Source organism: Pseudomonas kitaguniensis (assembly GCF_009296165.1).
In the GTDB taxonomy this organism is placed as follows: Bacteria; Pseudomonadota; Gammaproteobacteria; order Pseudomonadales; family Pseudomonadaceae; genus Aquipseudomonas; species Aquipseudomonas kitaguniensis.
On record NZ_VUAZ01000215.1, the window covers coordinates 1 to 4,692 of the forward strand.

Genomic DNA, 4,692 nt, shown 5'->3' on the forward strand with positions numbered 1-4,692 from the left:
CCTCAGCCCGCGCATGTCGGTGCAACAAATCATCGCCGAAGGCTTGCTGGCGCATGCCATCGGTACCGAACAGGAGCGTGAGGACGCGGTGATTCGCGTGCTGCAAGAAGTCGGGTTGGACCCGGAAAGCCGCCATCGTTACCCGCATGAGTTTTCCGGAGGCCAGCGCCAGCGCATCTCCATCGCGCGTGCGCTGATCATGGAACCGGCGCTGATATTGCTCGACGAACCCACCTCGGCACTCGACCGCACCGTGCAAAAACAAGTGGTGGACTTGCTGCGCGAGCTTCAGGCCAGGCACGGGCTGACTTACCTGTTTATCAGCCACGACTTGGCCGTGGTCCACGCCCTGGCCCACGACATGATTGTGATCAAGGACGGCAAAGTGGTTGAGCAAGGCTCGGCGCAGTCGATATTCGATGACCCGCAGCATCCGTACACACGCGAGCTGCTGCACGCGAGTAGCTTGAAACGTGCGCCGGCAACCCCGCAGGCTCTATTCTTATAATCACATTTGAGCGCTAAGCTAGGCGCATGGATGACTCAGACTATTTACGCCTGCTCACCGTAGCGGCCGAACAAGCCAACGCGTTCCTCTCCAATGCCCGCAAATGGGAGCGTGAGCGTTGGGTCTGCCAGCGCCTGCTGCAAGGCTTGAATGTGCCCTACCGGGCTGAAGAGTTTCACGCTGCCGGGCAAGAGCCGCCGGACGTGCTGTTTCGCGACGCCAGTTTCGAGGTGTTTTTTGTGCTGGATGAAGGCCGGCGCCTCAACGACGAATGGCGCGATGAATTGCTGCGCCGGCGCAGTGCGTTTTCGTTGAGCCAACTGGTGCGTCGTGAAGCCAAGCCACGGCGTATTCCCGCGCATGCATTTTTGCTGCGCCTGGCACCGACCTTGCGCAAAAAAGCGCATAACTACAAAGAGCGCGGCATCGACCTGAGCGAGCTGGACCTCATCGCGTTCACCAGCCTCAAGCGTGAAGTGCTCGACCTCAACAGCCATTTCCCGCCACCCACCGAATACCTGCGCCAGGGCTGGCGCTCGCTGTCACTGGTAGGGCCGACCTTTGCCCGCGTGCTGTTCGCCCACCCGCAAGCACCGGATTTCTTGCGCAACAACCTGGGCCGCAGCATAGTGTTCGACGTCGGCATCAGCCTGTGACGTGGCCACCGGCCAAGCCTGTGGCGCTGCCACCAATGCCCTGACTGTAACGTGGCGCCCTTTTGCAACGTCTACCTGACGAGGCTTGTATGACCAGCCGCCTGAAACCCGATGACCAACAGCGTGTCGAAGAGTACCTGCAACGCTCCCGAAACCAGGTCGAGCGCAAGCCTTTCAGGCCGTGGCTGCTCCTTGGTGTGGTGCTGGTAGTGGTGATCGGGCTCGGTCTGCCGAGCCGCCTTTTGAGTTACCTGACGCTATGAGCTGCCTGGCGCTCGCGGGGGTAACTGCTCCGATTTCTTTTAGCCTTGCGAGATACTCCCATGACCCATCGTATTATTATCGTCGGCGGCGGCGCCGGCGGCCTGGAGTTGGCTACCCGCTTGGGTAAGACTCTGGGTAAGCGCGGTACCGCCAGCATCACGCTGGTCGACACCAACCTCACCCATATCTGGAAGCCACTGCTGCACGAAGTCGCGGCCGGTTCGCTGAACTCTTCGGAAGACGAACTGAATTATGTCGCCCAGGCCAAATGGAACCACTTCGAGTTCCAACTGGGACGCATGAGCGGGCTTGACCGTGAACAGCAGAAAATTCAACTGGCTGCGACCCTCGACGAAGAAGGCCGCGAGCTGGTGCCCGCGCGCGTGCTGGGCTATGACAGCCTGGTGATCGCGGTCGGTAGCACCACCAACGATTTCGGCACCGAAGGCGCGGCGCAGCACTGCCTGTTCCTCGACACCCGCAAACAGGCCGAGCGCTTCCACCAGCAGTTGCTCAACCACTACCTGCGCGCGCATGCCGGGCAGACCGATGTGGAAGAGAAAATCAGCGTCGCCATCGTCGGCGCCGGTGCCACCGGTGTCGAGCTGGCCGCCGAACTGCACAACGCCGCGCATGAACTGGCAGCGTATGGCCTGGACCGCATCAAGCCGGAAAACATGCACATCACCCTGATCGAAGCCGGCCCACGGGTATTGCCAGCGCTGCCCGAGCGGATCGGCGGGCCTGTGCATAAAACCCTGGAGAAACTCGGGGTGACCGTGTTGACCAACTCCGCAGTCAGCGAAGTCACGGCCGACGCCTTGATCACCAGCAACGGGCAAGTGATTCCCGCCAGCCTCAAGGTCTGGGCTGCGGGTATTCGCGCACCGGGTTTCCTCAAGGACATTGATGGCCTGGAAACCAACCGCATCAATCAACTGCAAGTGCTGCCGACGCTGCAAACCACCCGTGACGAAAACATCTTCGCCTTCGGTGACTGCGCCGCCTGCCCGCAACCGGGCACCGACCGCAACGTGCCGCCACGCGCGCAGGCGGCTCACCAGCAGGCTTCGTTGCTGGCCAAGTCGCTGAAACTGCGGATTGAGGGCAAGGACTTGCCGTCGTACACCTACACCGATTACGGCTCGTTGATCTCGCTGTCGCGGTTCTCGGCAGTGGGCAACCTGATGGGCAACCTGACCGGCAGTGTGATGCTCGAAGGCTGGCTGGCACGGATGTTTTATGTGTCGCTGTACCGCATGCACCAGATGGCGCTGTACGGGTTCTTCCGCACAGCCATGCTGATGCTGGGCAGCCGGATCGGGCGCGGCACAGAGCCTAGGCTCAAGCTGCACTGATCGACTGCGCCGCCACAAAAAAATCCTCCTGTCGCTCGACAGGGGGATTTTTTATGGGCGGACGATAATCAGCTCTTTTGATAGAACTCGGCCATATAGTCGACAAACGCACGCACCTTCGGCGCCAGGTGCCGGGACTGTGGGTAGAGGGCGTAATAGTGGCGCTCGCCTAGTGAATAATTGGGCAGGACGTGCACCAGCAACCCCTGCACCAGATCGTTGTGCACAGTGGCCTGGGTGAAACACGCAATGCCGGCGCCAGCCAAGGTGGCCGCATGCAGCGCGCTGATGGTATTGGTCCTGAACCGCCCCGATGGCGTGACCTTGAGTTCCCCGCCACGGGCCGTGCTCAGCGCCCAAACCGAAGAGGCACCCATGAAGCTCAGCAAGCGATGTTTGTCGAGTTCCTGCGCCGAGCGCGGCAGACCGAAGCGGCCGATGTACCCCGGCGAAGCCACCAGTACCTGCTTGGAAATAGTTAATGTGCGCGCAATCAATGAACTGTCCGCCAGGGCGCCGGCGATTCGGATCGCGACATCAAATTTGTCGGCAACGACGTCGACGAACTGGTCATCACAACACAGCTCAAGCTCAATATTCGGGTAGCCAAGCTGAAAGCCCGGCAACCAATGCGGCAGATCCAGAGTTCCGACCACCAGCGGCACACTCACCCTCAGCACGCCTTCAGGCCGTTGATGGCCGTGGGCAATGACTTGGGACGCGGCGTCGACACGCTCAAGAATATCGACGCACGCCACGTAGTACTGCTCCCCTGCGCACGTCAGGCTGAAACGCCGCGTATTGCGGTTGATCAGTTGCGCACCCAACTCAATCTCCAACTGCTGCAACTGTCGGGAAATCGTCGAGTGGGTGGTGTCGAGGCGCTCTGCCGCTGCAGAAAAGCCCTTGGCTTCAACGATGCACCGAAAGGCGCGCATGGCGGATAACTGGTTCATGAAGCAGCCTATCCCAAGCGTGTCAGTGAAATCAGTTAACCGGCAGAGCGATGATTTGCGAGGTGGTCAGCACCGAACCGAACGTGTCTTCAATTTCAGCCAACGCCGAGTCGTGCAGCTCATCTTTGGTTACCGAACGGCCATCGGCACGGGTAATCGCCCGCGTCGCGGAGGCATCGGATGCTACCACAACGTCATAGCCCAACGGCGCGGCATCCCGGGCAGCGCCGGCGACACAGGCGTGGGTCATCAGGCCGGTGATAATCAGGGTTTTGACGCCGGCTTTGGTCAATTGCGCATCCAGATCAGTGCTGGCAAACACGCTCACCGTGGTCTTCTGCACGAGCATGTCTTGCGCGCGCGGCTGCATCAGTGGGTGAAAATCAACGCTTTTGCCATCCTTGGCGAATAGCGCTGCGCCGTCCGGGGCGATGTGCTGTACATGAATGACCCGAATGTTGTGTTGGTCGGCAAACGTAATCAGGCGCTGGGTGTTCTTCAAGGCGTGCATGCCATCGGGTATTGGCAAGCGGCCGGTGAAGTATTCATTCTGAAAGTCGATCACCACCAGGGCAGTGGTTTTCGGGTCCAGACGGTCGGTCGGCTTGGCGCCCAATATGGCGCGCAGGGTCGGCTGCTGATTCGCTGAGGTTTCGGCGGCGACGGCACATTGCCCGAGGCCCATCAGCATGCCGAGGCCGACAAGCGTGGACTTGAGCAAGGCAGGCAACGAGCGGACGGGGTGAGCGGTAGCGGTGAGGGTCATGGTGCGAGTTCCTGTTGGAGTGAACAGCTGGAGCCGCCGAGTCTAGAAGGCCGCTACGTCTGCACCAACGCACCCATCAGCACAATATTTGTTCGAAAACCGCACAAGACAGATGAAAAAACAGGCAAAAAAAATCCCCGTATCTTTCGATACGAGGATTTTTAATATGGTCGGGGTAAGGGGA

The 4,692-nt window shown here is 60.2% G+C and carries 6 protein-coding genes; 4 read left to right on the forward strand and 2 right to left on the reverse strand.

Annotation, left to right across the window (positions count from 1 at the left end; genetic code table 11):
• The 4 genes from F0169_RS26595 to F0169_RS26610 form a co-directional block, all read left to right on the forward strand.
• On the forward strand, positions 1-508 hold a 508-nt coding region (locus tag F0169_RS26595; RefSeq protein ID WP_152748082.1), incomplete at its 5' end, for an ATP-binding cassette domain-containing protein.
• A 26-nt stretch (positions 509-534) separates the two neighbouring features.
• Positions 535-1,164 carry a DUF1780 domain-containing protein gene (locus tag F0169_RS26600; RefSeq protein WP_099235419.1) on the forward strand — a complete coding sequence of 210 codons (630 nt, stop codon included), beginning with the start codon at positions 535-537 and terminating at the stop codon, positions 1,162-1,164.
• Positions 1,165-1,253: 89 nt separating this feature from the next.
• Positions 1,254-1,427, forward strand: coding sequence for a DUF3094 family protein (locus F0169_RS26605; protein WP_152748083.1), 174 nt, complete (start codon positions 1,254-1,256; stop codon positions 1,425-1,427).
• Between the two features lie 60 nt (positions 1,428-1,487).
• Positions 1,488-2,786, forward strand: a complete 1,299-nt coding sequence (locus tag F0169_RS26610; protein ID WP_058412761.1) for an NAD(P)/FAD-dependent oxidoreductase — start codon at positions 1,488-1,490, stop codon at positions 2,784-2,786.
• 68 nt (positions 2,787-2,854) lie between these two features.
• Here F0169_RS26610 and F0169_RS26615 read toward each other — a convergent pair whose 3' ends face one another.
• Both F0169_RS26615 and F0169_RS26620 read right to left on the reverse strand, forming a co-directional pair.
• Positions 2,855-3,742, reverse strand: coding sequence for a LysR family transcriptional regulator (locus F0169_RS26615; RefSeq protein WP_172979568.1), 888 nt, complete (start codon positions 3,740-3,742; stop codon positions 2,855-2,857).
• Between the two features lie 31 nt (positions 3,743-3,773).
• On the reverse strand, positions 3,774-4,508 hold the full coding sequence (locus F0169_RS26620; RefSeq protein WP_152748084.1) for a cysteine hydrolase family protein: 735 nt from the start codon (positions 4,506-4,508) through the stop codon (positions 3,774-3,776).
• Positions 4,509-4,692: the final 184 nt, after the last annotated feature.

Bases quoted from the DNA above. Each gene is read 5' to 3' on its own strand.
- F0169_RS26605 (WP_152748083.1), top strand. From the start codon at position 1,254: ATGACCAGCCGCCTGAAACCCGATGACCAACAGCGTGTCGAAGAGTAC.
- F0169_RS26615 (WP_172979568.1), bottom strand. From the start codon at position 3,742: ATGAACCAGTTATCCGCCATGCGCGCCTTTCGGTGCATCGTTGAAGCC.
- F0169_RS26610 (WP_058412761.1), top strand. From the start codon at position 1,488: ATGACCCATCGTATTATTATCGTCGGCGGCGGCGCCGGCGGCCTGGAG.
- F0169_RS26620 (WP_152748084.1), bottom strand. From the start codon at position 4,508: ATGACCCTCACCGCTACCGCTCACCCCGTCCGCTCGTTGCCTGCCTTG.
- F0169_RS26600 (WP_099235419.1), top strand. From the start codon at position 535: ATGGATGACTCAGACTATTTACGCCTGCTCACCGTAGCGGCCGAACAA.